Raw genomic sequence first — 25,731 nt, 5'->3', positions numbered from 1 at the left:
AGGGACGTACGGCGTGCCGCCCCGTGCCGCGCCGCACGGCGTATGAGGGACACGTACCATCGAATCGCCCCCTCTCCGAGGTGAATTCGACGAGCGTTCTTGTCGCCGGCTCTCATGACTTCCTTCCACGTGGCGATCGTGGCCTCGCCGTTTTCTCCGGGATGCGCGATCTCCATTGCGTGCGGTTCGATGGCACCGGGATCTGATGCCGCCCGCCTGATGTCTCTTTCGTCCAGCGCCGTAGTGGCCTGCCCGGGTTCAATGAAATGCGGTGCTTACTCCATTCGCTCGGTCACGGGACCTCCGGGAGCGGACGAACGTATGCGGCTTCCTTTCACCCGCACAATCCGAATAGGGGCGATCCGGGCGATGACTCGCGCGCTGCGGATCATCGCCGAATCATAGTCGCGCCCTCTGTACTTCCGGCTCAATTGGTCGATGTGGTTTCGTGCGGCGGGCTCATGGTCGAAGCCGACGACCCGTCCGCGAATCTCCGCGAAGTGGTGGGGGTCGTCCCGGTCGATCAGGGTGATGGTCACTTTGGGATTGATCCTCATGTTGAGATACTTCTGGCGATGTATCTCGCTGTTCACGAGCAGGTGCCGGCCGTCGTAATCGATCCAGACCACATGCGTCTGTGGCTGATCGTCGGGCAGCAGGGTGGTGAGGACGGCGAGGTTCTCATCCGACAGCAGGGCTGTGATCTCCTCGTCGCCGAGGTCGTGAGAGGTTCGTCCGTCGCCCTCGCGGTCCGTCGCGGGAGTGAAGAGCCGCGCGTAGCGGTCGAAGCGGTGCTCGCCGAGAAGGGCGACCGTGGTGTCCGCGTCGACGCCCACCGGCAGCCGGAACGGGGGTCGTGGTGCCGTGATCAGCCGATGCACGGCGTCGGCGGTCATCCGCGGAGAAGGGGCGTAGTCCGGGGTTTCGAGGGCCGCGAGAGCGTCGCGCACGGTCAGGGCGTGTGAGTCGTAGGGATCGTCGCGGCGGTTCCAGCCGGTGGCGTCCCGCCCGTTGAGAGACAACCGGCTGGGGAAGCGGCCTGGCTCGACCAGGCTGACGGCCACGCTGAAGGGTGACATCTCCAGATAAAGCGCTTCGGCAAGTCCCTCCAGCGCGAACTTGCTCGCGCAGTAGGCGCCGAGCAGAGGCCGAGCGGCCCTGCCCACGATGGAGGAGACGATGACGACGTGTCCTCGTCGGCGCGTCCGCATCGCGGGCAGCGCCGCCCTGACGACGCGGTGGGTTCCCACCACGTTGGTCTCCAGCTGCCAGGCCAGCTCATCCGCGCTCACGGCCTCCAGCGGACCGCGAAGCTCCACCCCGGCGTTGGCCACGACGACGTCCACACCGCCGGCGAGGTCGTCGACGGCCGCGTAGGCGGCCGCCACGGAAGCGTCGCTGCCCATGTCGAGCGGCAGCGCATGGACGCGTTCGTCGTCGCCGAAGAGGTCTTCGGACGCGGACACGTCCCGCATCGCCGCGAAGACCCTCATCCCCCGGGCGGCGAGGTGCTCCGCCACCGCCCGCCCGAGCCCGCTCGAGCAGCCGGTCACCAGCACGCGCACGGGAGGCTGTCCCGTCCCGTAGTCGCGGGGCATCAGAAGACCTCGTCGCGGGGCGGGAGTCCCATGAGGACCCGGCCCGACAACGCGTAGTTCGGCTCCTGCAGCAATGCGTGCTGAGCGATGGTCGTCAGGTCGCGAAGCCTCCGTTGCAGGGGGTGGCGATCGAAGATCACGCTTCCGCCGCACGCGTCGAAGAGGGCCTGGACGGCCGAGCGGCAGGTCACCCCCGTGTGTACGATCATCAATCGGAATCGCGCCCGGAGGTCGAGGTCTGGTTGCTCACCCCGGAGCAGCCCGTCCCACAGCTCGCCGATCACGGCCTCCGCGTAGGACCGGGCGGCGGCCACCGCGGCTTCGGCCTTCCCCAGTGCCAGCTGCACGTGCGTCGACTCCTTGCGCGCCGCACCGGAGAGCGGGTCCCGGCGGTCGGCGATCCACTCCATGAATTCCCTCAGGGCCCCGCGTGCCGCGCCCAGCGCGGCGCCCGGCACGTTCGCCCGGTACATCAACGGGAACCGGTACAGCGGCTCGTCGCGCCGCGCCCCGGCGAGAAAACTGAAGGTGGTCTCGCTGGTCACGTAGTGGTCCTGGGTCGTGTAGTCGAAACTTCCGCTGGCGCGGAGGCCGATCGTGTGCCACGTGTCGTGAAGTTCGCAGGCGACTCGGGGGAGCATCGCCACGATCCACCGGCCCTCGGCCGGATCGTCGCCGTTGTCGCTTCGCACACGGCAACCGCTGGCGATCCAGGTGCTGTGATAGGAGGCGCTGCCGAAAGGCCAGCGGCCGGAGACGAGGTAACCGCCCTCGACGGGCCGGGCGACACCCGCGGGCTCGACGAAGCCGGCGGTCACGACATTCGGATCCGCTCCGTACAGTCGTTTCGCCACCGAGGGATCCAGAAAAGAACAGTAGAAACCGCCGTCGGAGCCGACCATGGCGTACCAGCCCACGGACGCGTCCACTTCGGCGAGCCTTTCCACGGCACGTAACTGCAGCAGCGGGTCGGCTTCCCAGCCGCCCAGGTCCGTGGGTACGGCCATGCGAAAAACACCACTGCGCCGCAGACATTCCACGGCCGCGTCGGAAAGACAGCGCCGATCCCCGTCCTGCGCCATCAAGCGTTTCAAGGCGGGAATCTCACGGTCGATGGCCGCGAGCAGGGGGTGAGACATCTCTCGCATCAGGTCGGCTCCTCGGGGCGGGCCTTCGGGAATACCTGCCGGCATCGCGTCTTTGCCGGGTCGAACGGAAGTGCTCCGCGAGACGATGTTTCCATCCTGTCGCGACGATCCGGCGATGACGAAGTGCCGGACGCGGGGTTACGTATCGACATGCATGGCATGGGCACTACTCCGACCACATCGGTCGCAGCGTCACCGAAAGACGTCCGAGATGCTCGTCCGCCCATTTCTGAATTGTTCGACGGTGATGAAGTGCTCGTGAATACGTCCACTCCATGACAAGACGGCGATTCACCAGCCTTGCCTGTACTTCGATGAGATGGGGACGTCGCCAGGTGTCGTGGACATACGGGCCGAGAGAGGCGTCCGACTCGCCGACCATCAGTTCTCCCGGGTAGAACAGGCCGGCGTCGCCGCTGTAGTCGAAGGACACGTCGGCAGGCGGCAGGTCCAGCGGCGACGAGTGGGCGGGCGCTCCCAGATGACGCAGCGCTCCGTAGGAGATCGCCCTGGCCTGCGTCCATCGGCTGGCGCGGACCGTGGCGGCCAGCCGCTCTCGCGCGGTCCCGTCCGAGGGGAGGGGGACCGCGAGCGGTGTGACCGTGGTGAACCACCCTGTCGTACGCGACAGATCCACCTGGGAGGAGATGGACTCCGCACGTCCGTGTCCCAGCACGTCCAGCCGTACCGGGACGGCCTCGGAGACACCCGCCAGCACTTCCACCAGGGCGTGGAGGACCATCTCGTCAGGTCGGTACGTGAGCTCGCGAGGCGCGAGGCGCAGCAGGACATCGGTCGCCTCCCGCCCGAACTCCGCGTGCACGACCGCCGCGGTCGCCGCGGTGTTGGCGGCGGCGGGGTCGGCCACGGGGTGGTCGAGGGGGATCCGGGTGGTCGCGTTCGCGTGTTCGCGCCAGCGGGACAGGTCACCGATGGTGGCCGGATCGGCCGCGTGCCGGCGCAGTGCCTCTGTCCAGGAAAGGTATGAGGTCGTCTCCCCCAACCGCGGGGCCCGGCCGGTCTCCCGCAAGCTCCGGTAGCAGTATTGAAGGTCGTCCGTCAGGATGGGCCAGGACATCATGTCGACGGCCATCTGATGAACCACCAGCAGCAAATGGCCGGCCGACCCATCGGCGCCGGGTACGTGGACGGCACTCACCAGACGACCTGCCTCGAGGTCGAGCGCGGCACGCGCCGTCCGCAGCGCCCACGGCAACCATGCCGAAGGCGCGCCGTCCGCCGTCCGTTCGGGCGCGGCCGGCCACAGCGGGCCGGGTGGGTCCGCCAGGACTTTCTGGCGCGGCCCCGACGGCGCCGGGACGATGGCGGTCCGGAGCGAGGGATGCGCGCGGACGACGGCGCTCAAGGCGACGCGCAGGGCCCCCACGTCCACATCGCCGGCGGTCCGGAAGCATCCGGCCTGGTACCAGTGGTTCCGGTCGTCGGTGGCCAGCCGCCACGCGTGCGCCTGAGCGGGGGAGAGCGGCCCGTCATCGGGGCCGGCCGAAGCGATCACGGTTCGGCCGGAGCCGTCTTGCGCGAGTCCGGCCATCCGCGCGGGGGTACGGAGGGCGAGCACGTCGCCCGCTCGCAGGAGAACGCCATGTCGCCTGCACAGGAGCGCCAGCGACATCGCACGCAGGGAGTCGCCGCCCGCGTCGTGGAAGTCGTCCTGTGCCGATGGGAAGGTGCCGAGCACCTCGGCCCAGGCCCGTCGTATGACCTCCAGCGGAGAGCCGCCCGCGTCGTCGGGCGGAGCGGGGTGCTTCGCGGGACGCGGTGTCTCCCGTCCGGCGCCCGCCGACAATCGAGTGAGGTCGACCTTGCCGTTGGAGGTCAGGGGAAGCCTCTCCACCACGGAGATCCGAGCCGGGATCATGAAGCGTGGAAGGCGATGGGCCAGCTTCCGTCGAAGGCTCGCCGCGGTCGTCTCCGGTGCGACGACGAACGCCGCCAGCGCCTTGCCGTTCTCGGTGTCCACCGCGGCGACGGCGGCTTCTCGAACGTGCGGCAGCAAGGTGAGTTCGTGCTCCACCTCCGCCGGCTCGACGCGCTGGCCCCGGATCTTGACCTGGCTGTCCAGCCGCCCGAGAAACTGAAGGTTCGCGTCGGCGTTCCACCGCACCAGGTCACCGGTCCGGTAGAGACGATTCTCAGGCTCCGGCAACGGGCCCCGGATGAATTTCCGCTGCGTGGTGTCCGGATCGCCCAGATAGCCGTGCGCCAGGCCGGCCCCCCCGATGTAGAGCTCGCCCGGGTTCCCGACGGCCACCGGCCGGCGCGCGTCGTCCAGCACCAGCAGCCTCGTCGAGCCACAGGGCCTTCCGATGGGCGGAAGGTCGTCCGCCTGAGAAGGCCTGGCGGCGTACGCCGTCACCAGCTGTGTCTCGGTGGGACCGTAGTGGTTCTGCAGGATCGCACCGGGAATTCTCGCGAACCAGTCACGGAGCGCGGGCGTGAGAACGAGCTGCTCGCCTCCGCTGGTCACGTCGAGCAACCCGGATGGGACGAGCCCCCTGCGTAAGCTTCGTTCGGCGAGCCGGGTGAGGGTGTGGGGTGGGAGGATCACCCGCTGGACGACCTGGTCGCACAGCGCCTTCAGGAGAACGTCCGGATCGTGGCGCGCCGCCGTGGAGGCGACGACCACCGTCCCGCCCGAGCACAGCACGGGGAATATCTCGGCCGTCGAGGTGTCCCATGCCAGGTCGGAGAAGTGCAGGCAGCGTCCCCGCAGAAACGCCTCCGAGTCGTTGAGATACCACCACACATGGTGGTTCAGCGAACGACGGGGCATCGCGACGGCTTTCGCGGGCCCGGTGGAGCCCGAGGTGAACAGCACGTAGGCGAGGGTCTCAGGGGGGACGACGTCCGGCAGGGGCCCGGCGGCGGTCTCGTCCTCGTCGACGCCGCGCCCGACCGTCACCACGGGAACGCCGTCCGCCGAGAAGACGTCACGGTTCGCCTCACCGGTGATCGCCATCCTGGCGCCCGAGACGGCGAGGTACCGGCGGCGCCGCTCGACCGGCATGTCCGGGCCGACAGGCAGATAGGCGGCACCCGCCCGCAGCACGGCGAGCAGTGCCACGATCGAGGCGAGTCCCCGGTCGGGCAGGCTGAGGGCGACCACGTCGCCAGGACTCGCTCCTGCCGCGATCAGCCGGAGCGCCAGGCGGCGCGTCCACGTCTCGAGGGTCGCGTAGTCCAGTTCGCCGTCGTCGGCCCGCACCGCGATCGAGTCAGGTACGGCGTCGACCTGGCCGAGAAAGAGGTCGCAGACATCCGGCCGGTCTCGCGGCGAGCCGGACCCCGTCCAGGCGGATGACAGCAGGAGACGCGTTTCCCGGGCCCCGGGCGGCGGCCGGTTCTCACCGCCTTCGACCATGTCGAGAAGCCTCGCCGTGGCGAGCGCGACATCAGGCACGATCCCGCCGTCGGATCGCGCGGTCAGCGCACTTCGCGCGCACGCGCCGCCGGTCTCGAGCCGGCAACGGGAGAGCACCATGCGCGGTACCGATCGCGAGCCGCTCTGGCCGGGGGAGTCCAGCTCGACACTCCAGCGGCCATCGATCGCGGGGGCCTTTCCGTCCCACCGCACGGCGCGGCCGGTCCCGGTACGGGCGGTCGCGACGCGTGCGGTGCCGCCCTGGGACAACCGCACGCCGATCTCCGTGGCGCCCGTCTCCCACAGGCACACTGCCGCATAGGCATCGAGCACGTCCGCCGCCGGCAAGGAGCCGGGCAACCGGCCCTCGGACAGAGGGTGATCCGACAGCGGCGACATGTTCATGTTTCTCTCGTCATCGAAAGTCATGACAAATTGCGCCCCCGCGGCCGGTTTGCGGAATCCAGCGACGGCGTACGGGATGGCGCCCGGCACCCGTGGGTCTCCTGCCTGCGAAGAGGCCGGGCACGCGTGGACGTGTGCTCGTCCGGACCGGCAGGGCCTTTCGCCCTCGCCGACGGAAGGCGAGCGAATTCTCCTTTGTCATGGTCGTTTCCGTATGACGAAAGGGCCCAGGACCAGGGCGTCGAGGCCGAGCCTGGTGAACGTTCTCATCGCGTCGGCCGGTGTCCACACGATGGGCTCCCGTGGCCCGTTGAACGACGTGTTGAGCACCGCCGCGAGGCCGGTCTTCTTCTCCACGTCCAGCAGCAGCCGGTGATAGAGCGGTTCGTCCGCGCTGTCGACCGTCTGCGCCCGGGTGGTGCCGTCCACGTGGTTCACGGCCAGGAGCAGTTCCGTCTTCTCGGGGCGGAGCGGAGTGGTCACGATCATGTACGGCAGGGCCGCGGGCGTATCGATGATCTCGGTGTGGTGTTCGAGGCTGATGCTCGGAGCCAGCGGACGCCACCATTCCCGCTGTTTGATCCTCAGGTTGATCCGGTCGCGCGTCGCGACGCCGGCCGGGCCGGCGAGAATGCTGCGGTGCCCGAGAGCACGCGGACCCACCTCGCCGGGTCCCTGGAACCAGCCGATCACCTCGTCGTTCGCGATGAACTCGGCGGCCGCGCCGGTCACGTCCGGCGGTTCGGTGTACCGGATGCCCGAGTCGTCGAGAAGCCGGCGGATCGTCTGCGCGGAGAACTCCGGACCCCACCCCAGCGAAGTGGTCATGGGACGGATCACGTCACCATGCTCGGCCGCGATGTGGAGCGCGGCCCCCAGGGCCACCCCCGCGTCTCCGGCCAGCGGCTGGACGAACAGGCGGTCGAGGTCGTGCCGCCTGAGCAGGACCCCGTTGAGCGTGGCGTTGAAGCCCACGCCCCCCGCGATGTGCAGTGTCCGCGAATCCGTGATGTCGAACAGGCGATCCACCAGTTTCGACACCGCCTGCTCCAGCAGGAACTGTGCCGTGGCCGCCAGGTCCCGGTAGTCGAACGGGTCGCGTTCGGTGAGAGAAAGGAATCGGGCGGTGTCGGGGTCGTAGACGCGCCGCAGCCTGTTGGGGGGCTGAGGCCAGGCGGACTCCAGATAGGACAGCCATGCCTCGGTTGATTCTTTGCTTTCGTCTATGTTCTCGGCGGAGCGCAGGCCGGGATCGATGTGTTCAACACGGTAACCGAAATCGTCGAGCCGAAAAGTGTCGAGAACGTCTTCGCGGACAGTGCCGTACGCGGCCAATCCCATCAGCTTGCCGGCCTGATCGCGCCCAAGTCCGATATATTGTCCGACCGCGTCATAGAAATATCCAAGAGACCACGAGATCGGGAGCGTCTCCAGGAGCGTTATCTTTCCGGACCGGGCGAATCCGAGGCTTGTGCTCTCGTTCTCTCCCTGGCCGTCGATGACCAGTAATGCGGCATCCGTGTCACCACTGGCGTGGTATGCGCTGGCCGCGTGCGACAGATGGTGAGGGACGAAAACGAGTTCCGGATCGCGCCGCCGGGGAAAGAGGGTCGAGGGGAGCAGGCTCTCCAGTGCCTCGGCCGGGCTGGAGGTCCAGCGGACATCGCGGTCCCGGTACAGCGCCGGAACGTCCCAGCCGAACGTCACGACGTCGATGTCGTCGAGCGTGATCTTCTCCCTGGCCAGAACGAACGCCGCCGCGTGAAGCGGGGCGAGGCCATAGGCGTGTTTCCTGCGCACGAAACGCTCTTCCTCGGCGAACGCGGCGATCCGGCCGTCGGACACGACGCACGCCGCGCCGTCGTGGCCACGCCCCGGCCACCCGTTCAGGCCCAGTACTTTCACGCTACTCCCTTCGGCGAGTTTCCGGCTTTCGCCGGCACCCGAACAGAGGACAAAATGAGAATTCAGGCATCGTCGACGCCGGCCGATGTCAAACGCTCTCCGCGCGACTTCCGCATTGTGGACATGCGCATACGTGTGGCGAATTAACGAGTCCACGGCAGGCGTGCATTCGCGTGAGCGGTCGGGGGGCCGAATGAGGTGTTCCGTGTGACTGGAGGACTCACCAAGATCAGTCATAACTCGGTGTGGAGTCGGATGTCAAGCCGCGATCCGCATCGCCGATCTTCTGCGGGAATGGGTTTTGTGCGGCAGGACGTGGGGATATCCGGTTCGCGAGAATGCGGTGCCCTGGATTGAATTTACGGGACCGAATAAGATGGTTTCGGTCGTCTTCAAGACGATATCGATTGTCCTGGTTTAATCTTCGGGTGGCCGGAGACAAAGGGGCGTAATGATCTCCATTTGATCGTTCAGGGAATACTCGCGACGGCTTGCCCGCCTGCCCGGGGGCCGCTGTTGTCCTCTTTTCCCTGCCGTCCGACGGACGATCACCTTGCGGGGCCGGCCCGGCCGTGCCGCGAACCGTCGCGACATCCGCGAGAGAACCGGAGCCGGCTTTCGCCGTGCCCGCACGGCGTATTGGCGCGACGTCCGCGACCGCTCTTTCGGTCACGGCCGGCTCGCCGGGCGGATCATCGGGCGGGACGGAAGACGCAGACCACTCGGGAGCACTTCGATGAGTGACACGAAGAAGGTCGCCGTCATCGGCGCGGGACCGGCGGGTGCGACCGCCGCGTACGTGCTGGCGAAGAACGGGGTGGATGTCGATCTCTATGAAGCCTCGGCGCACATGGGGGGGATGGCCCGATCCATAGAGCTGTGGGGTCAGGTCGTGGACATCGGCCCGCACCGTTTCTTCAGCACGGATCCACGCGTGAACGCCCTGTGGCTCGAGGTCGTCGACGGCGACTACGTCATGGTCGACAGATTGACCCGCATCCTCTTCCGGAACAAGTTCTTTCGCTACCCCATCAAGGCCGATGACGCCCTGAGGAATCTCGGCGTCACAGAGGGGGCGCTCTGCCTGGGCAGTTACCTGTGGCACCGGCTGCCGGGCCGCGACGGCGACGGCGGTGGCGGTGGCGGTGGCGGTGGCGGTGGCGGTGGCGAGACATTCGAGTCATGGGTCATATCCCGTTTCGGGAGACGGCTGTATCGCCATTTCTTCAAGACGTACACGGAGAAGTTGTGGGGCATCGCCGCAGCCGACCTTGATTCCGAGTTCGCGGCTCAGCGCATAAGAGGGCTGTCCCTCTGGGAAGTCGCGAAAGGGGCGCTGGGCGGTTCCCGGCGGCAGCACAGAACGCTTGTCGACCAGTTCGCCTATCCGAACGAGGGAACCGGTCAGGTGTACCGGCTGATGAGGTCTCGCATCGAAGCCGAGGGTGGCAGGGTGCACCTCAACTCGCCGGTGCACTCGGTGACCGTGTCGGGCGATGTCGTGACGGGCCTTCGGCTGGCGGAGCGGGATCTGGCATACGACCACGTGGTGACCTCGATGCCGATCACGACACTCATGAACAGGCTGAGCGGCGTGCCGGAGGACGTGGCGGCGGCTGTGAGGTCACTGAGATTCCGCAACACCGTGATCGTCTACCTGCTCGTGAACGCGGATGACGTGTTTCCCGACAACTGGATCTACGTGCACAGTGACGAATTGCGCATGGGCCGCGTCACGAACTTCCGGAACTGGACCCCCACGCTGACGCGCGGAAGAAAGGAGACCATTCTCGCACTGGAGTACTGGTGCTTCGACGACGACGATTTCTGGAACTGGGAGGAGGCGGCGCAGACGGAGCTGGCCAGAAAAGAGATCGTCATGACGGGGCTGGTGGGCCCGGAGCAGATCGTCGACGCGAAGGTCGTCCGGATCCCGAAATGCTATCCGGTCTACCGGAGGGGATATCGGGAGGATCTGCAGAAGGTCGTGGAATTTTTGTGCCGATACAGCGGCCTGCAGGTGATCGGAAGGTACGGGGCGTTCAAGTACAACAATCAGGATCACAGTATTCTCATGGGTCTGCTGGCCGCCGAGAACATCATCGAAGGATTTGACAAGAACGATCTGTGGAGTATCAACAGCGACTACGAGTATCAGGAGTCGTCGCTGATAACGGAGACGGGGCTCGTCCTGAAGTCAGACTAAACCCTTTCCGGCTGATGACGTCGGCCGCGAACGGCACGTCCAGAAAAAGATGACCGAATGCGTGTGAACGGGAGGCTCCGGCATGTCGAGCGGCAGCGGGAAGAGGGTGCTCGTCACGGGCGGCGCCGGGTATGTAGGGTCGGTCACGAGCGCGATTCTCCTGGAGCGGGGGTATCAGGTCACCGTGCTCGACGACCTTTCCACCGGTTTCAGTGCCGCCGTTCCCGAAGGGGCGACATTCGTCAGGGCGTCCCTGGCCGACAGCGGCAAGGTGCTCGACCCCTCCTACGAAACCGTTCTGCATTTCGCCGCCAGTGCCGAGGTCGGGGAATCGTCCAGGGTTCCCGAGAAATACTGGCGGAACAATGTGATCGGCACTTTCGCCCTTCTCGAGGCGATGCGCGCCACGGGTGTCCGACGTTTGATCTTCTCCTCGACGTGCGCCGTCTATGGGGAGGCCACGCGAATTCCCATAGTGGAGGATTGTCACGTCGAGCCCATCAACGCCTACGGCGCCTCCAAGCTGGCGGTGGATCACATGATCAGGAGCGAGTGCGAGGCGCACGGCCTGGCGGCCGTCTCCCTGCGGTATTTCAACGTCGCGGGCGCGTACAAGCGGTTCGGGGAGCGCCACGATCCGGAGTCTCACCTCATCCCCCTGGCGCTGCAGGCCGCACAGGGCCGGCGAAAAGTATTGTCCGTACACGGAAGTGACTACGCCACTCCTGACGGCACCTGTGTCCGTGATTACGTCCATGTCGCGGACCTCGCCGAAGCCCACCTCCTGGCGATGGGGAAGGCCACGCCGGGGGTGCACCAGGTCGTCAACCTGGGCGGCGGCCGGGGATACTCCGTTCTGGACGTGATCGAGGCGGTCGAACAGGTCACCGGCAGATCGGTACCCGTCGTCCACGGCGAGCGGCGCGGCGGTGACCCGGCCGTGCTCGTCGCGTCCAACGCCAGAGCCGCCGAGGAGCTGGGATGGCACCCGCGACGCGCCTCGCTCCTGGAGATGGTCTCGGACGCCTGGACGTTCACGGGCCACCTGTCCGCGCGCACCCCCTAGCGTTCACACCGAGCACTAAGGCGACACCAGGATCGGTGCCGAGACGCCGCTCGGGGTGAGCTCCTGCCGAGCGGTGTCCTTTCCGAGGTAGGCGCGCAGGTGCCGGGCGGTGAGGGAGTCCCCCCGGGAGACGAGGTCGGCGGGGGTGCCGGTGAAGACGATCCGGCCGCCGTCGTGCCCGGCTCCCGGGCCGAGGTCGACGATCCAGTCGGCATGGGCCATCACGGCCTGGTGGTGCTCGATGACGACGACCGTGTTGCCGTCGTCGACCAGGCGGTCGAGCAGGGCGAGCAACTGGTCCACGTCGGCCAGGTGCAGGCCGGTGGTCGGCTCGTCCAGCACGTACGTCGTGGCCTTCTCCGCCATCCGGATGGCCAGCTTGAGCCGCTGCCGCTCGCCCCCGGACAGGGTGGTGAGCGGCTGGCCCAGGCCGAGGTAGCCCAGGCCCACGTCGGAGAGCCGGTCGAGGACGGCCCGCGCCGCGCCGAAGCTCGCTCCCGAACCCGCGCCGGAACCGAAGAAGTCGCGGGCCTCGGTCACCGACATGCCCAGCACCTCGCTGATGTCCTTGCCGCGCAGCTTGTGGGTGAGCACCTCGGGCGTGAACCGCCTGCCCTCGCACTGCTCGCACACCGACGCCACCCCGGCCATCATGGCGAGGTCGGTGTAGACCAGGCCGATGCCCTTGCAGTTGGGGCAGGCACCCTCGGAGTTGGCGCTGAACAGGGCCGCCCTGACCCCGTTGGCCTTGGCGAAGGCGGTGCGGATCGGGTCGAGCAGCCCGGTGTAGGTGGCCGGGTTGCTGCGGCGGGACCCGCGGATCGCGGTCTGGTCGACCACGGCGACGCCCTCCCTGCGGGGGAGCGAGCCGTGGATCAGCGAGCTCTTGCCGGACCCGGCGACGCCGGTGACCACGGTCAGCACGCCCAGCGGGATGTCGACGCTCACGTCCTTGAGGTTGTGCAGGGTGGCGCCCGTGATCGACAGCTGCCCGCGAGGCTGCCGTACCCGCTCGCGCAGCCGGGCCCGGTGGCCCAGGTGGCGGCCCGTCAGGGAGTCCGAGCGCCGGAGCCCGGCCACGTCACCGGTGAAGCACACCCGCCCGCCGGACGAGCCCGCCCCCGGGCCCAGGTCGACCACGTGGTCGGCGATCTCGATCGTCTCCGGCTTGTGCTCGACGACCAGGACCGTGTTGCCCTTGTCGCGCAGGAGCAGCAGCAGGTTGTTCATCCGCTCGATGTCGTGCGGGTGCAGCCCCACCGTGGGCTCGTCGAAGACGTAGGTGACGTCGGTCAGGCTGGAGCCGAGGTGGCGGACCATCTTCACCCGCTGCGCCTCGCCCCCGGACAACGTGGACGACTCGCGGTCCAGACTCAGGTAGCCCAGGCCGATCTCGACCAGCGACTCCAGCGTGTCGCGCAGGGTGGCGACCAGCGGCCCCACCGACGCGTCCTCGATGCCCCGGACGAACCCGGCCAGGTCACTGATCTGCATGGCCGCGCAGTCGGCGATGTTGCGGCCGTCGATCTTCGAGGCCAGCGCGGCGGGGTTGAGCCTGCTGCCGCCGCACGCGCGGCAGCTCGTGAACGTCACGGCCCGGTCCACGAACGCCCGGATGTGGGGCTGCATCGACTCGCGGTCCTTGGCGAGAAAGAGACGCCGTACCTTGACCAGGAGCCCCTCGTAGGTGGTGTTCATCGTGCCGATTTTGATTTTGGTGGCGGGTTTGTGCAGGAAGTCCTCCCACTGGGCCGGGGTGTAGTCCCTCAGCTTGACGTCGGGGTCGAAGAACCCGGCGTGGGCCAGGCCCTGCCAGTACCACGAGTCCACGGTGAAGTTGGGGACGGTGATCGCCCCCTCGTTGAGCGAGCGGTCGACGTCGACGAGCTGGGAGACGTCGACGTCCGACACCCGGCCGAGCCCCTCGCACTCCGGGCACATGCCCTCGGCGCTGTTGAAGCTGAAGGCGCTCGAGGTGCCGACGTGGGGGGTGCCGATCCGGCTGAAGACGATCCGCAGCATCGTCTGCGCGTCGGTCGCCGTGCCGACCGTGGAGCGGGAGTTGGCGCCCATCCGCTCCTGGTCGACGACGATCGCCGCGCTCAGGTTGCGCAGGGCGTCCACGTCGGGACGTCCTTGGCTCGGCATGAACGACTGGATGAAGGCCGTGTAGGTCTCGTTGATCAGGCGCTGTGACTCCGCGGCGATGGTGCCGAAGACGAGGGAGGACTTCCCCGACCCGGAGACGCCGGTGAAGACGGTGAGCCGCCGCTTGGGAATGTCGAGCGAGATGTCGGCCAGGTTGTTCTCCCTGGCGCCGCGGACCTCGATCACGTCGTGGCTGTCCGCGGCGGCCCGGCCGTGCCGTGTGCCGCGATCGGTCGCCAGTGGGGCGGACGGGAACACGAACCTTCTCACTTGATATCCTTAGGGTGTAAAGAGTTGGCCCGGCCAAGTTAGTTTATGCCGTAAGGAGTTGCAAGTGGTCGTCTTCGCCGGACAGGGCGACGCGCGCCGCTCGATGGCGCTGCTGTGGCGTACCACGAGGTCGGAAGGCGCGCGACCCGGGCCCAAGCCCGCCCTGAGCGTGGACCTGATCGTGGACGCGGCCATCGCCGTCGCCGACACGGAGGGGATGGCCGCGCTCTCCATGCGCGCGGTGGGCGAGCGGCTCGGGCGCACGGCCATGGCCCTCTACACCTACGTTCCCAGCAAGAGCGAGCTGGTCGACCTCATGTACGACCGGGCCCTCGCCGAGCTGTCCACCCGCCACGACCTGGCCGACGGCTGGCGGGCGGCGGTGAGCTCCTGGGCGCAGGAGACGTGGGAGTTCTACGTACGGCACCCGTGGGTGCTGCAGGTGTCGCAGGCGCGACCCGTGCTGGGCCCCAACGAGTACGTCATGATCGAGGAGGCGCTGCGGATCCTCCGCGAGACCGGGCTGAAGGCCGGGGCGCTGCGGTACGTCGTCGGGACGCTGTTCTACTTCGTGCGCGGGGCGGCGCAGACGGTCGCGGAGTCACGGCAGGCCCCGGCGGAGACCGGGGTGTCCGACGAGGAGTGGTGGTACGCCCGCTCGGTCCTGCTGGAGGAGGTCGCGCCCGACTTCGCCGAGCGGTTCCCGACGACGGCCTGGCTCGCGGGTGAGGGCGCCTACGAGTCCCAGGACGAGACCGTCTCCTACATGGAACAGGAGGGAAGGGACACCTTCGCCGCCGGGCTCGCCATCCTCCTGGACGGGATCGAGACGACCGTGGGCAGGGCCGGCACCTGAAGGCTCCCGGTCCGGAAACCGGGCCGGGAGAGCGTCCGGGGTCCGGGGGCGGTTCATCCCGTTCGGACGGACGGACAGGCGTCGTGGGCGGGAAGGCGCAGGACGAAGCGCGCGCCCTGCTCGCTGTCCTCGACGGTCAGTGTGCCTTCGTGGGCTTCGGCGATCTCCCTCGCGATCGCCAGTCCCAGCCCGGTCCCTCCCGCGTCCCGGTTGCGCGCGGAGTCCAGGCGGGTGAAGCGGTCGAAGACCATCTCCCGGTGTTCGGCGGGGATCCCGGCGCCGTCGTCGGCGACTTCCATGATCACTGACCTCCCTTCGGCCCGGACGCTCACGGTGATCCGCGAGGCGGCGTGGCGTTCGGCGTTGTCGAGCAGATTGCACAGCAGCCGGGTGATCCGCAGCCGGTCGCACTCGACGTAGGCGCTCCCCGCCAGGTCACCGATGATCTTGTTGTGGTGCGTCCGGCGGTTCAGTTCGGCGTTGACCAGCCGGCGCAGGTCGGTCGGAGCGCGGCGCAGGGATGTGCGTGCGTCCAGATGGGCCAGGGTCACCAGGTCGACCGCGGTCACCTGGAGCAGGTCCACCCCGGCGAGCACGGCGTGGGTCATCTTGGGCCAGTCGGTGTCCTGCGGGTACAGCAGCGCCTCCTCCAGGTGGGTGCGCATGGCGGTGATGGGGGTGCGCAGCTCGTGGGAGGCGTCCGCGGTGAAGCGCCGCAGCCGGGTACAGGCGTTTTCGAGACGGTCCAGGGTGTCGTTCACGGTTTCCGCCAGGAGCCTGATCTCCTGGTAGGTCATGGGGACCTGGACCCGCCGGTCGAGGGCGGCGGGGGTGATCTCGCCGAGTTCGGCCCGGATGGCGTTCACCGGGGCCATGGCCTTGGTGAGGTCGCGGAAGGACCACGCGGTCATCATGGTGGTCACGGCCAGGGACGCGCCGACGACCAGCAGGAGGTCCGCGGTCGCGCCGTACCAGGGCACCTCCGGGGTCGCCACGTAGAGTAACCAGACCCCCTGTGGCTGGTAGACCTTGTAGGAGGTGACGGCCAGGCAGCCTTCCATCCCGCGCGGCGGGCACAGCACCCGGGTGGTGCGCACGTTCTGGTCGGTGGCCTGGAAGGTGGCGATCGGCGGCTTGCCGACGAGTTCCATGGTCGACGCGGCCACCCGGCCCTGGGCGTCCAGCACCTGGATCGCCTCGACGTCGCCTTCGTGCAGGACGGGCGGGAGCGGACCCTGCCGGATGAGGGGCACCACCCGGTTCCAGGCGTCCGTGACGCGGTTCTGGGCGACCTCCGCCTCCCTGCCGCCGATGAACAGCAGGAAGAGCAGGCCGACGCCGACGCACACACATGCCGCGACGGCGGCGGTCGCCGCTGTCCGGCGAGCCCGGAACGACGGCAGGGGCCGGCTCAGCACGACGCTCCCCCGGGGGCCGGGCGCTCGTTTCCGGCGTCCTGATTGGACGGGTGGCGTTCGTGTCCCTGTTTCAGACGTATGTAGTAATCGGTGCTGACCGCGGCCGGCATCGCGACCTCCTCCCGCCGCAGACCCGGTGTCCGGCGGAGCCCGGCCTGGGCGGGGGTGGCGACCGCGCGCCGGGCGCGAAGGGGCTCGCCAAGCAGCCTTTGACTAGCCATTGAGGAAGCATACGCCCGATTTGTCTGATTTGACTGGTTGTGCAACTACCAGTCAACCGGCCCCGGGAATGCGGATCCCGTACCTCGGGGCCGCGGCGCGAGGAGGTCGCGATGCTCGTCGGAGTCAGCGCCTCGTATACATCCGCCCGGCTCGGTCCGAGACCTCAAGGCGTCCCGTAGCCGGCGACAGGTTCCCCCGCGGCGCCGGAATGCCTAATCGAACCGCTGCCGGGCAGGGGTCTCTCATGAAAAAGTTCTTCAAGGTCGTGGTGGCGCGCTGGCTGGCCCGCACGCCGTTCGGGCTGGCGATCCTGGGGGTGGGCTGGTTCCTGGGACGGCGGCGCAGGCAGCGTGAGCAGGAGCAGGCCGGGCGAGGCGGGCGGGGATACGTGACGCGGGGGAGTGGACGCCCGCCCCGCTCCGGCCGGCGCTGAAACCCCTGCTTTCACGGGCGAGGGGGCGGCGAGGACCGGCGGCCGGGGCGTGAGCGGAGTCCGTCCGTGATCTGCGCGCGGATCTCGTCCGGCAGTCCCTCGTACGTGGCCAGTCGCATCAGAGCCGCACGGCTCTCGGGCACGGCCTCGGTGTGGCGGAGCGCCCACACGGCCTTCTCGGCGGCCATCCTCCGCCGCACGTACGACTCCGCGAGGTCCATGAGCCAGGGCGTGAGCCCCTTTTCGTCATCGACCATGAGGCCGCACCAGCTCAGGGTCTGCTCGGCGATCCAGGCGACGATGCGCCGGGTCCAGATCTCCTCGAAGCCCGTGGTGTCGATGCCCTGGCGAGCGCACTCGGCCTTGGCGCCGGCCATGCGCCCGGCGGTGGCGTGCCGGGCGTAGGGCATGTGCCCGCGCAGAACGGCCCGGATCCCGGTCCACTCGGGATACTCGTCGCCCTCGTGATCCCAGACGGTCGGCTCCTGCGGGGGCTCGGGCGAGGCGAGCACGGCCCGGGGCAGGCACGCTTCGAGCACGGCCCGCGCGTAGGCCAGACTCTCCTCGCGCTCCTCTGTTTCCGGTGGCCAGACGAAGCCCGAGCCCCAGGAGAACGGGTAGGCCCGGACCACGTCCGGCAGCAGCGGTGTCTCGTCCGAGATCATGTGACTCCCCGGTGTCGCACGGTCGTACCGGGCCATTATGAAAAGCCTCTGTGAAAAGTCTCTGTGACCAGAGATATTCCGCACATGCTCGCAGTACCGCCAGACGGGCTCGCCGGTCGGGGTCGCCGCCGCCGCCGACGCGTCGCGGGGCACGTCACTTCCGAGGCCCGCGATCTCCACCGCGACTCGCGCACACAACTCCGCCGTCCTCCTGCGATGCCCGCGCGGGTCGGCGACGATCTCCGCTCCTCGCGAGGCCTGATCGGCCACCCCATTCGACCTCGCAAGTCAGTTTTTATGCTGAATGAGATATATAAGGGGTTTTTGTCCCGCTAGTTATGTATTTGATCGCCGGACTTTCATTGACAGTCGGCATAAGTCCGATCTAGCGTCCCGAAACATGTAGGACATACGTCCCGTTCCGAGCCGGGACGTGCATCACCAACCGAAGGGACCCCCGCCATGCCCCCCAGGCGGAGATCGACCCACCCTCGCCGGAGGATCGCGCAGCTGTGCGCCATGCTCCTGGCCTTCACCGGAGCGTCCGTGCTCACCGCGCCCGTGCCCGCGCAGGCGGTCGCCGCGATCGACCCGGCCGACTACCAGCGCGTGGAACTGGCCAAGGGCGCCGCCGAGATGGGCGAGCCCATGACCATGGCCGTGCTGCCCGACCGGTCGGTGCTGCACACCGCGCGCGACGGCAACCTGCGCCGTACCAGCGCGACCGGTGCGACGACCGTCGTCGGCACGCTGCCCGTCTACACCCACGACGAGGAGGGCCTGCAGGGCGTCGCCGCCGACCCGGGGTTCGCCACGAACAGGACGATCTACCTGTACTACGCGCCGAAGCTGAACACCCCCGCCGGTGACGCCCCCGCCACCGGCACCGACTGGACGGCGTGGCAGGGCGTCAACCGGCTGTCGCGCTTCACCGTCAAGGCCGACTGGACGCTCGACACCGCGAGCGAGAGGACGGTGCTGGAGGTGGCGGCCGACCGTGGCATGTGCTGCCACGTCGGCGGCGACATGGACTTCGATGCCCAGGGCAACCTGTACCTGTCCACCGGCGACGACACCAACCCCTTCGACTCGGCCGGTTACTCGCCCATCGACGAGCGCGCCAACCGCAACCCCGTCTACGACGCCCAGCGCACCTCCGGCAACACCAACGACCTGCGCGGCAAGATCCTGCGCGTCAAGGTGAACCCGGCCACCGGCGCCTACACCGTCCCCTCGGGCAACCTCTTCGCGCCCGGCACGGCGGGCACCAGGCCCGAGATCTACGCGATGGGCTTCCGTAACCCGTTCCGGCTCAGCGTCGACAAGGCCACCGGCGTCGTCTACGTCGGCGACTACGGCCCCGACTCGGGCAGCACCGACGCCGCACGCGGGCCCAGCGGCCAGGTCGAGTTCAACCGGGTGACCGGGCCGGGCAACTACGGCTGGCCCTACTGCACCGGCACCAACACCCTGGCCGAGACCTACGGCGAGTACACCTTCCCCTCCGGCCCCGCCGGGGCGAAGTACGACTGCGCCGCGGGCGGCGCGACCAACAACTCCTTCCGCAACACCGGCCTGGCGAAGCTGCCGCCCGCCAAGGCCGCCTGGATCAGGTACGGCGGCGACGCCGGCTCCCCGCCGGAGTTCGGCGGCGGCTCCGAGTCGCCCATGGGCGGTCCCGTCTACCGCTACGACGCCGCGCTGAACTCCACCGTCAAGTTCCCCCAGGAGCTCAACGGCCACTTTTTCGCCGGTGAGTTCGGCCGCAGGTGGATCAAGGCGATCGAGGTGGGCGCCGACGGCTCACGCGGCGCCATCGCGGGCTTCCCGTGGACCGGCACCCAGGTCATGGACCTCGCCTTCGGCCCCGACGGCGCGCTCTACGTGCTCGACTACGGCTCCGGGTACTTCGGCGGCGACGCCAACTCCGCGCTCTACCGCGTCGAGTACATCAAGGGCGTGAACCGCGCGCCCGTCGCGGTGGCCAAGGCCGACAAGACCTCGGGCAAGAGCCCGCTCACCGTCACCTTCTCCTCGGCCGGTTCCGCCGACCCCGACGGGCAGGCCATCACCTACGCCTGGACCTTCGGCGACGGCACCACCTCCACCGCCGCCAACCCCGTCAAGACGTACACGACCAACGGCGACCACACCGCCACGCTCACCGTGCGCGACACCCTCGGTGCCACCGGCACCGCGAGCGTGCCCATCACGGTCGGCAACACCGCGCCCACGGTGACCATCGAGAGGCCGCGCCAGGGCCAGCTGTTCCAGTGGGGCGACACCGTGCCGTTCACCATCAAGGTGACCGACCCCGAGGACGGCGCCGTCGACTGCGCGAAGGTCAAGATGACCTACGTGCTGGGCCACGACACCCACGGCCACCAGATCACCTCCAAGAACGGCTGCTCGGGCGACCTGGCCATCCCGGTCGACGGCGAGCACGACGACGCGGCCAACATCTTCGCGGTCTTCGACGCCGAGTACACCGACCAGGGCGGCCTGACCACCCACACCCAGCACATCCTGCAGCCCAGGAAGCGCCAGGCCGAGCACTACGCGACCATGTCCGGCGTCTCGCCCATCACCAAGACGGCCGCGCACGGCGGCAAGACGGTGGGCGATGTCCACAACGGCGACTGGATCTCCTTCAAGGGCTACGAGCTGGCCGCGATCACGAAGATCGACGCACGGGTCTCCTCGGCCGGGGTGGGCGGCTCCATCCAGGTCCGCGCGGGCTCGGCGACCGGCACCCTGCTCGGCACGGTGACCGTGGCGCCGACCGGCGGCTGGGAGACCTTCGTGGACGTCTCGGCGCCGCTGGCCGGAGCACCGGCCGGCACGACCGACCTCACCCTGGTCTTCACCGGCGGCGCGGGCGCGCTGTTCGACGTGGACGACTTCACCTTCACCGGTGGGGGGAACGGCGGGAAGATCACCAATGTCGGCGGCAGGTGCGTCGACGTCGCGGGCGGCCTGAGCACCGACGGCACCAAGGTGCAGCTGTACGACTGCAACGGCACCGCCGCGCAGCACTGGGCCAGGGAGGGCTCCACCCTCAGGGCGCTCGGCAAGTGCATGGACATCGCGGGCGGCGTCGCCACCGACGGCACCAGGGTGCAGATCTACACCTGCAACGGCACCGGCGCGCAGAGCTGGACGGTGAACGGCTCCACCCTCAGGGCGCTCGGCAAGTGCCTCGACGGCGCCGACGCCGCGCAGCTCGTCATCAGGACCTGCGACGGCGGCGCCGCGCAGAACTGGACGCTGCCCGGCGGGACGAACCCCGACCCCGGGACGGGCGCCGGGGACGTCCTCGTCTTCTCCCGCACGGCGGGCTTCAGGCACGACTCGATCCCCGCGGGCGTCCAGGCCATCAGGGACCTGGGCTTCACCGTCGCCGCCACCGAGGACCCGGCGGCCTTCACCACGGCCAACCTGGCCAAGTACAAGGCCGTCGTCTTCCTCAGCACCACCGGCGACGTGCTCGACGCCGCCCAGCAGACCGCCTTCGAGTCCTACATCAGGGCGGGCGGCGGCTACGTCGGCATCCACGCGGCGTCCGACACCGAGTACGACTGGCCGTGGTACGGCAACCTGGTCGGCGCCTGGTTCGCCTCCCACCCGGCGGTCCAGCAGGCCACCGTCAGGGTGCAGGACCGGGCCCACCCGTCCACCGCCCACCTCGGCCCCACCTGGAGCCGTACCGACGAGTGGTACGACTTCCGCACCAACGCCCGCACCGGAGCCCGCGTGCTGGCCACCCTGGACGAGTCCTCGTACTCGGGCGGCGGCATGGGCGCGGACCACCCCATCGCCTGGTGCAAGGCCTATGACGGGGGACGGTCCTTCTACACCGGTGGCGGGCACACCGCCGCCGCCTTCGCCGAGCCCGCGTTCCGCCAGCATCTGCTGGGCGGCATCAACTACGCCACGGGCAAGGCCAAGGCCGACTGCCGCGCGGAGAACGGCTACACGCCGATCTACGACGGCTCCGTCACCGGCTGGGAGCAGGCGGGGCCGGGGAGCTTCGCCAACGCCGACGCCACGCTGACCTCGCAGGGCGGCATGGGCCTGTTCTGGTACAAGGCCAAGGAGTACCGCTCCTACTCGCTGAAGCTGGACTGGAGGATGGCCGGGGACGACAACTCCGGCGTCTTCATCGGCTTCCCCGCCTCCACCGACCCCAACTCGGCGGTCGGCAACGGCTACGAGATCCAGATCGACGCCACCGACACCGCCGACAGGACCACCGGCTCCGTCTACGGTTTCAAGTCCGCCGACGTGGCGGCCAGGGACGCCGCGCTCAACCCGCCGGGGCAGTGGAACACCTACGAGCTGCTGGTCGAGGGAGAGAGACTGCAGATCTTCCTCAACGGCGTGAAGATCAACGACTTCACCAACGCCGACCCCGCCCGCTCGCTCCAGCAGGGGTACGTGGGCATTCAGAACCACGGCGCCGGTGACGACGTGTCCTTCCGCAACATCAGGATCAAGGAGCTCGGCACGACCGGCGGCGACACCACCCTCCAGGCGGAGAGCTGGTCGGAGGCGAGCGGCGTGCAGACCTACCCGCACACCCCCGCGCACGGCGGCACCGTGCTCGGCTACGTCAACCCCGGCGACTGGGCCGCCTACGACGGGGTGAACCTGACCGGCGTCACCGGTTTGCGGGCCAGGGTCGCCTCGCCCACCCCGAGCGGCGGCTTCCAGATCCGTACCGGCTCGCCCACCGGCCCGCTGCTCGGCAGCGTCACCGTGCCGGCGACCGCCGGCTGGGAGACGTACGCCGACGTCTCCACCGCGCTCACCGGCGTCCCCTCCGGCAGCGCCAGGCTCTACCTGGTGTTCACCGGCGCGGACTTCGACGTGGACGACTTCACCCTGGTCCGCACGCCGTAGAACGCCCGGTCCGTTCGCCGGGTACGGCGGACGGCCCCACCTCTTTTTGGCACCCCTGGAACGCGGGGTGCCGGGACGACGAGACGGCCCGGTCACCCGACCGGGCCGTCTCGTCGTTTCCGTGTTCCCGGCTGTTCGCCGGCTGCTCCCCGGCCCGCTCCGGATCTCCCAGGTGTCCCGGAACCGCCGGGGGCGGGGGCTCAGCTGAACATCGCCTCCATGGTCTCGTGCGACTGCTCCTTCTTGGCGTCGGACTCGCTGCCCCAGCAGGTGTTGAGGATGATGCGGGTACGGTCCTCGGAGAGCGGGACCGTGCGGTGCAGCGTCGTGTCGGAGCGCAGGAAGTAGATGTCGCCGGTCTCGTGGGCGTAGGTGCTGATCTGCTGCTTGATGAGGTGGTCGTGGACGCGGGGGTCGTCCTTCACCCAGTTGGTGTGGGGGACGCACTGGAGCATGCCGCCGTACTCGCTGCTCGGCGCCTCCATGATCCAGATGAGGGTGAAGCTGAAGTCGCCCCAGTGCCAGCCGTGGGTGTCGCCCTGCTTCTCCTGGCGGATGATGACGTACTTCTCCTCGTCCCAGGGGCAGTTGACGACCGGCTCGTTGGCCAGCCGACCGAGGAAGCCCTTCAGGGCGGAGGAGTCGTAGAGTTCCGGGATCAGGGAGCTGTCCTGGGCGATGGACTGCTGGCTGACCGTGCTCATCTTCCTCGGGGAGTTGCTGGTCTCCTTGAGGTTGATGTCGATGCGGCGCGCATGCAGGTCGAGCAACCGGTTCACCTCGTCCGAGACGAGATTCTTGACCTCGCCGGAGACCACGTCCCGCAGTTTGACGTAGCCGTTCCTGCGGAAATCATGGGACAGTTTGCGGATTTCCCAGGGGTCCTGAAAGGTCTTTTCGAGATGCTCCGCGATCCGATCGTCGAGTGAGAGCGTCCCGAGGCCGGTCTCGTAGTTGGGAGTAGGCATGCGGTTTCTCCTCCGTGGTTATCGAGTCCGTGGTTATCGGGGTTTCCAGAACCGTAACACGCGAGTGGTGACCGCAAATGGCGCGCGTTGTTCGTCCCGTCCCCCTGTGAAAGCATGAGCGGATTCCATCCGATCGGCTTCAGCAATTACTCAGACTACGCAGGGACGAGCGTCATGAACACCAAAGTCACATTCGTCGAGCTGTCTGCATTCGAGGCCATCCTGCCCCTTGCCTCCGGTTACATGCAGGCTTACGCGCAGCACGACCCGGAGGTGGGACCGCGATGTGAGTTCGAGATCTTCTCCGCCCCCGTATCCGCCGACCGGGAGGAAGTGATCGACGAACTCCTCGGCAAACGCAGCGACGTGTACGCCATCAGCTGTTACATCTGGAACATCGGGTTCGCGCGCGCCGTGCTGGACGCGCTGCACGAGCGGCTCCCGCGGGCCCAGTTCATCCTCGGCGGCCCGCAGGTCATGCTGCACGCCCACGAGTACGTCGCCCCCGAGAGAGAGAACGTCGTCGTCTGCAACGGCGAGGGCGAGAAGACGATGGTGCAGTATCTGCGCCAGGTCCTCAGCGACGCCCCCGACTTCGCGGAGGTCCACGGGATCAGCTTCTGGCGGTCGGGGGAGCTCGTCACCACCGAGGCCGCCGAGCGGGTGCGCGACCTCATGGAGGTCCCCTCGCCCTTCACCTCCGGCGTCTTCGAGGAGGGCAAGTACACCACCGCCATCCTGGAGACCAACCGCGGATGCCCGTTCAGCTGCGGTTTCTGCTTCTGGGGTGCGGCGACCAACGACAAGGTGCACAAGTTCGAGGACCAGCGGGTCCGCGACGACATCACCTGGATCAGCAAGAACAACTTCGTGTCGATCTTCATCGCCGACGCCAACTGGGGCATGGCCCCGCGCGACGTGGAGCTGACCCGCCACCTGGTGGAGTGCAGCGAGGAGAACGGCTACCCGGTGATGGTCTCGATGGCCGCGGCCAAGAACAAGCCCGACCGCATGGCCGAGATCACCGAGATCCTCGTGCAGGGCGGCCTGCTGACCAGCCAGCCCATCTCCCTGCAGTCGATGAGCTCCAGGACCCTGGAACTGGTCGACCGCTCGAACATCAAGCCCGCGACCTACACCGAGCTCCAGAGGACGCTCAGGGAAAAGCGCATCAGTTCCTACATCGAGCTGATCTGGCCGCTTCCCGGAGAAACCCTGGACTCGTACAAGGAAGGGGTCGCGGAATTGTGCCGGCTGCGCGCCGACACGCTGATCGTCTATCCGCAGCTCCTCCTTCACAACACCTCGATCTACGCGAAGCGGGATCTTCTCGGGGTGCAGGTCGAACGCGTTCCCAGTGATGTCACCGAGGCCGATGTCGTGGTCGGCACCAACTGGGTCAACCGCGAGGAGTGCGAGCGCGGCACGTGGTTCTACTACGCGGTCCACTCGCTCTACAACCTGCGCGGCCTGTATTACCTCGCCAATTACCTGGAGAGGACGGGGACCCGGAGGTTCGAGGACTTCTTCACCGATGCGGCGACGTATTTCGAGAGCCGTACGGACACCGAGGTCGCGACTTTCTTCCGCGATTCGGTGAAGAAACTCTGGAACTACGACTTCCATAATTTCGGGATGGTCGCGCACCTCGTCCTGCATTCGCACCGCGAGGAGTTCGACGGGCTGCTCGTCGACTTCGCCCGCGGCCAGTCCTGGTGGGAGGACCCCGGGGCGCGGGCCGCGTTCGAGCTCGACCTGCTGGCCCGGCCCTACATCTACCTGGCCAAGCCGAAGCCGCCCCGCTACGACTTCACCGAGCTGGGCGTCGAGTCGCGCGCCGGGGCGCGCGGGAAGACGACCTCGGTCGTGGACATGCCCGCCGACCTGGCCGCCCTCCTCATCGACCTCGACGTGACCGGCCTGGAGGCCGGCCAGGAGCACCTCACCCGCCTGGAGCTCGACCACCCGCGCGGGCGCAAGCTGCCGTTCATGCCGGAGCGCAGCCTGGAGCACAACGCCTCCTACTGCCAGGGCATGGTGCTGCGGCTGCGGGAGTATCTCCCCACCTGGCGGCCGGAGTCCGAGGCCGCCGCACTGCCCGGCCGGCGCTGAGCCGCCCGCCGCACCGCCCGGCCGGCG

Annotated in this window: 15 protein-coding genes; 6 read left to right on the top strand and 9 right to left on the bottom strand. The window is 68.4% G+C overall.

All coding sequences use genetic code 11. From position 1 onward, the window contains the following. Positions 1-275: 275 nt before the first annotated feature. From ACSDR0_RS29550 to ACSDR0_RS29535, 4 genes are all read right to left on the bottom strand, one after another. Positions 276-1,598, bottom strand: coding sequence for an SDR family NAD(P)-dependent oxidoreductase (locus ACSDR0_RS29550; RefSeq protein ID WP_435292175.1), 1,323 nt, complete (start codon positions 1,596-1,598; stop codon positions 276-278). Further along, complete coding sequence (locus ACSDR0_RS29545; RefSeq protein ID WP_435292174.1) at positions 1,598-2,605, bottom strand: acyl-CoA dehydrogenase family protein; 1,008 nt, start codon at positions 2,603-2,605, stop codon at positions 1,598-1,600. The genes ACSDR0_RS29550 and ACSDR0_RS29545 overlap by 1 nt, the downstream gene beginning before the upstream one ends. 307 nt (positions 2,606-2,912) lie before the next feature. After that, positions 2,913-6,533 carry an amino acid adenylation domain-containing protein gene (locus tag ACSDR0_RS29540; protein WP_435292173.1) on the bottom strand — a complete coding sequence of 1,207 codons (3,621 nt, stop codon included), beginning with the start codon at positions 6,531-6,533 and terminating at the stop codon, positions 2,913-2,915. Between the two features lie 198 nt (positions 6,534-6,731). Then, entirely contained in the window at positions 6,732-8,594 is a 1,863-nt protein-coding gene (locus tag ACSDR0_RS29535) for a carbamoyltransferase family protein (RefSeq protein WP_435292172.1), read from the bottom strand. A gap of 580 nt (positions 8,595-9,174) precedes the next feature. Between ACSDR0_RS29535 and ACSDR0_RS29530 the strand changes: the two genes are divergently transcribed. Both ACSDR0_RS29530 and galE read left to right on the top strand, forming a co-directional pair. Then, a complete protein-coding gene (locus tag ACSDR0_RS29530; RefSeq protein WP_435292171.1) occupies positions 9,175-10,644 on the top strand; it encodes an FAD-dependent oxidoreductase in 1,470 nt (489 codons plus the stop codon). An 82-nt stretch (positions 10,645-10,726) separates the two neighbouring features. After that, the gene (gene galE, locus ACSDR0_RS29525) at positions 10,727-11,710 is read left to right on the top strand and encodes a UDP-glucose 4-epimerase GalE (protein ID WP_435292170.1); all 984 of its coding nucleotides are present in this window, start codon (positions 10,727-10,729) and stop codon (positions 11,708-11,710) included. 15 nt (positions 11,711-11,725) lie between these two features. Here the strand turns inward: galE and ACSDR0_RS29520 are convergent, their stop codons facing one another. Further along, positions 11,726-14,098: an ATP-binding cassette domain-containing protein gene (locus tag ACSDR0_RS29520; RefSeq protein ID WP_435292198.1), complete on the bottom strand. Its 2,373-nt coding sequence runs from the start codon at positions 14,096-14,098 to the stop codon at positions 11,726-11,728. Between the two features lie 94 nt (positions 14,099-14,192). On the opposite strand from ACSDR0_RS29520, the gene ACSDR0_RS29515 reads away from it, so the two are divergent. Next, the gene (locus ACSDR0_RS29515; protein ID WP_435292169.1) at positions 14,193-14,984 is read left to right on the top strand and encodes a TetR/AcrR family transcriptional regulator; all 792 of its coding nucleotides are present in this window, start codon (positions 14,193-14,195) and stop codon (positions 14,982-14,984) included. Positions 14,985-15,037: 53 nt separating this feature from the next. On the opposite strand, the gene ACSDR0_RS29510 is transcribed toward ACSDR0_RS29515, so the two are convergent. After that, complete coding sequence (locus ACSDR0_RS29510) at positions 15,038-16,402, bottom strand: sensor histidine kinase (RefSeq protein WP_435292168.1); 1,365 nt, start codon at positions 16,400-16,402, stop codon at positions 15,038-15,040. Then, positions 16,396-16,623: a hypothetical protein gene (locus tag ACSDR0_RS29505; RefSeq protein ID WP_435292167.1), complete on the bottom strand. Its 228-nt coding sequence runs from the start codon at positions 16,621-16,623 to the stop codon at positions 16,396-16,398. Before ACSDR0_RS29505 ends, ACSDR0_RS29510 begins: the two co-directional genes overlap by 7 nt. Positions 16,624-16,868: 245 nt before the next feature. On the opposite strand from ACSDR0_RS29505, the gene ACSDR0_RS29500 reads away from it, so the two are divergent. Next, on the top strand, positions 16,869-17,057 hold the full coding sequence (locus ACSDR0_RS29500) for a DUF6203 family protein (protein ID WP_350977490.1): 189 nt from the start codon (positions 16,869-16,871) through the stop codon (positions 17,055-17,057). An 11-nt stretch (positions 17,058-17,068) separates the two neighbouring features. Here ACSDR0_RS29500 and ACSDR0_RS29495 read toward each other — a convergent pair whose 3' ends face one another. After that, positions 17,069-17,722, bottom strand: a complete 654-nt coding sequence (locus ACSDR0_RS29495; protein WP_435292166.1) for a hypothetical protein — start codon at positions 17,720-17,722, stop codon at positions 17,069-17,071. Between the two features lie 462 nt (positions 17,723-18,184). On the opposite strand from ACSDR0_RS29495, the gene ACSDR0_RS29490 reads away from it, so the two are divergent. Further along, positions 18,185-22,624: a ThuA domain-containing protein gene (locus tag ACSDR0_RS29490; RefSeq protein WP_435292165.1), complete on the top strand. Its 4,440-nt coding sequence runs from the start codon at positions 18,185-18,187 to the stop codon at positions 22,622-22,624. 200 nt (positions 22,625-22,824) lie between these two features. Here ACSDR0_RS29490 and ACSDR0_RS29485 read toward each other — a convergent pair whose 3' ends face one another. Next, the gene (locus ACSDR0_RS29485) at positions 22,825-23,592 is read right to left on the bottom strand and encodes a HalD/BesD family halogenase (RefSeq protein WP_435292164.1); all 768 of its coding nucleotides are present in this window, start codon (positions 23,590-23,592) and stop codon (positions 22,825-22,827) included. Positions 23,593-23,766: 174 nt separating this feature from the next. Here ACSDR0_RS29485 and ACSDR0_RS29480 point away from each other — a divergent pair, with 174 nt between their 5' ends. Continuing rightward, complete coding sequence (locus tag ACSDR0_RS29480; protein WP_435292163.1) at positions 23,767-25,704, top strand: B12-binding domain-containing radical SAM protein; 1,938 nt, start codon at positions 23,767-23,769, stop codon at positions 25,702-25,704. Positions 25,705-25,731: the final 27 nt, after the last annotated feature.

Origin of the sequence: Streptosporangium sp. G11 (assembly GCF_051192615.1) — a bacterium.
In the GTDB taxonomy this organism is placed as follows: Bacteria; Actinomycetota; Actinomycetes; order Streptosporangiales; family Streptosporangiaceae; genus Streptosporangium.
This window is presented reverse-complemented; position numbering and strand designations above follow the sequence as displayed.